Origin of the sequence: Aliidiomarina sp. (assembly GCF_047920995.1) — a bacterium.
Taxonomy (GTDB): domain Bacteria; phylum Pseudomonadota; class Gammaproteobacteria; order Enterobacterales; family Alteromonadaceae; genus Aliidiomarina.
In genome coordinates, this window is record NZ_JBLRWZ010000068.1 from 1 (window position 1) to 3,045 (window position 3,045).

At 46.0% G+C, this 3,045-nt stretch carries 3 protein-coding genes; all 3 read left to right on the forward strand.

What is annotated here, in order from left to right:
* The first annotated feature begins 326 nt into the window (after positions 1-326).
* Positions 327-797 (forward strand): anaerobic ribonucleoside-triphosphate reductase activating protein, encoded by a 471-nt coding sequence (gene nrdG, locus ACNA7P_RS11045; RefSeq protein ID WP_416258678.1) that lies wholly within the window; start codon positions 327-329, stop codon positions 795-797.
* Between the two features lie 43 nt (positions 798-840).
* Positions 841-2,640 carry an anaerobic ribonucleoside-triphosphate reductase gene (nrdD, locus tag ACNA7P_RS11050; protein WP_416258679.1) on the forward strand — a complete coding sequence of 600 codons (1,800 nt, stop codon included), beginning with the start codon at positions 841-843 and terminating at the stop codon, positions 2,638-2,640.
* Positions 2,641-2,734: 94 nt separating this feature from the next.
* The coding region (locus tag ACNA7P_RS11055) for a ribonucleotide reductase subunit alpha (RefSeq protein WP_416258680.1) at positions 2,735-3,045 on the forward strand (311 nt) is incomplete at its 3' end.

Consider the following 3,045-nt stretch of genomic DNA (forward strand, 5'->3'; position numbering starts at 1 on the left):
ACCGCAGAGATTATGGCTCTGAATGGAATATCGTAGCTACTAAACGATTCCATAATGGCATTGCGGCACAGCTTAAATATGCCGATTACCAAGCTAAAAACTATGCTGTTGATACCCGAAAAGCATGGTTGATGCTTACCTATTACCTCTGACGAGGTAGGAGATCGCAGCTGGCCGCGGGTTTGCTACGATCTCCAAATTCCAGCCTTACAAAACCTTGATCTAGATCAACTCTCCAGTTTGCGTTCTGCTTATGGTTGGCACTATATATTGTGCTAACCAAGCAATTAAAGCACAAGATGTGGTGTTTAAGTGGAGCGCGTCCAATGTCAGAGCATGGCCAAAATTATCTTCGTTATTGCAGTGAAGCTGTTGTATGGCAAGAGGTACCTGGAGAAACCACGCTGGCATTCACCATTACCGGCTGTCAGGTTGGCTGTAAGGGATGCCATAGCGTAGATAGCTGGCCCGCAGGCTCAGGCGTTGAACTTACGCCCAGCTATTTACAGCAACGCTTAGAGCAATACCGAGGCTTACTTACATGTGTGCTGTTCATGGGCGGTGAATGGCAGCCACAAGCACTACTACAACTCTTAGAATTTGCCCGCAGTGCGGGTTTAAAAACCTGCCTATACACAGGTTTAGAAACGATACCGTTAGCGATTCGGCAACGGCTGGATTATCTAAAAACAGGCCCATGGATAGCAGCTCGTGGGGGGCTTAGCAGCGAAACAACCAACCAACGGTTTGTGGATTTGCGAAGTGGCGAACTGCTGAATGTACGCTTTCTCAATTAATCATTGCAGGTAAGCGGAAGGGCCAAACACGAGGGGAACGATTATGTTACGGCTACAACCAGAACAAATTAGTGGCAAATTGCAGTTTATTGAACAGTATTTGCAGGCCGAAAACGCTGCAGATGGTTCGAAAATGGATGCGAACGCGAACGTTACGCAGAAAAACGTGGCAACACTAGAAGCAGAGATCATGAAAGATTTCTTTGTGCAGGTGAATCGCGCGCAAGTAAGCAAAAAGATCACCGAGCTTTACGGGGTTGAGTTAGCTACGGAGTATGTGCGGCAAATTGAAGACCATGAAATTTACGTGCATGACGAAACGAGCCTCAAGCCCTATTGTGTTTCGGTAACTATGTATCCATTTTTACGTGATGGCTTAACTAAGCTGGGGGGCGAATCGTTAGGGCCCAAGCACATTGAATCATTCTGCGGCACCTTCGTGAATTTCGTATTTGCCGTTAGCTCACAGTTTGCTGGCGCGGTGGCCACGGTTGAGTTTTTAACGTACTTCGATTATTTCGCCCGCAAAGATTATGGCGATGATTATCTAACCACCCATCGCCACGAAATTGCCAACCATTTACAGCACGTGGTGTATGCGCTGAACCAACCTGCAGCGGCACGCGGGTATCAAAGTGTATTTTGGAATATTTCCATTTACGATAAGTTCTATTTCGATAGCATGTTTGGCGAGTTTGTATTCCCTGATTTCAGCAAGCCAAGTTGGCCATCAGTTGCCAAGCTGCAAGATTTTTTCTTGGATTGGTTGAATCAAGAGCGCAACAAAACCATTCTCACGTTTCCAGTAGTTACCGTAGCTATGCTCACTGATAGCGGCCAATGCAAAGATAAAGCCTTTGCTTATGATATGGCCAGCCACATGGCGAAAGGTAGCTCATTCTTTGTTTATCTATCGGATAACGCCGATTCTCTCGCATCATGTTGTCGATTACGGAGTGAAATTGCCGACAACACCTTTAGTTACACGCTCGGTGCTGGCGGTGTGGCAACGGGCTCGATCAACGTGATTACCATCAATATGAATCGCTTAATACAGGATGGCCGGGATCTCGCCACCGAATTGCGCAAAATTCATCAATATCAGGTGGCTTATCGGCATTTAATGGAAGAGTACAAAGCAGCAGGGTTACTCACGGTTTATGATGCTGGCTTTATCAGTTTGGATAAGCAATTTTTAACCATAGGCATTAACGGCATGGCAGAGGCCGCCGAATATCAAGGCTTAACGGTAGGTAATAACACCGCATATAAAGATTTTGTGCAACGCCACCTGAAGGTGATTTTTGATGCGAATAAAGCGGCGAAGAAAGAATTTGGTTACATGTTTAACACCGAGTTTGTGCCTGCTGAAAATTTAGGTATCAAAAATGCCAAATGGGATCGTGCTGATGGTTATGTGGTGCCTCGTGATTGCTACAACTCTTATTTCTACACCGTAGAAAGTGATGAAATTAATTCGCTAGATAAGTTTGTGCTGCACGGGCGGGAGCTTATTGATTATTTAGATGGCGGTTCTGCGCTGCACTTGAACCTCGATGAAAAGCTGAACACCGATGGCTATTATGCATTATTTAATACTGCCGCAACCACTGGCTGCAATTACTTCTGTATTAATGTGAAGATCACCATATGCAACGAATGTGAGGCAATTGATAAACGCACCTTACATGCATGCGCTGAATGTGGCTCAACAAATATCGATTATGGCACCCGCGTAATAGGTTACCTGAAACGTGTATCGGCCTTCAGTTCTGGCCGCCGCATTGAACACTCATTACGGCACTACCACCGTAACCCCAATCTCTTGCAATCTACCTATTAAGGGGGAGGCAACCCCCCATTTCGGTGGTCTAGGTGGGGGGGCATTGTTTCGTTACACTGCACAGCAGAAATGTATGCAATTGCGGAGCTAGAGCATGTTAACCAGTTATGATGATTTTATTAATGCAGCCCAGGAGCAAGCAGAGCCACAGCGGCTATTGTTTGTATTCGCTAAAGCTGAAATGCCTGAATCGGCAACAGAGGAACAAAAGCAGCGGTATTTGCAAGGTGAGGGCGGGTATCTAGATCCGGTGTTGTGTGTAGATAAGTTACCTGAAGAAGTGCAAAGCTTTAAAGCTTTGTTAGCGGAATCAGCAGAAACGGGTAAGGATTGGGATATCGCTTTTGCTGCCAGTATGAGCGGTTTGATTGGTATTGCCCCCAACACTGAACAGGCTGAGCAACC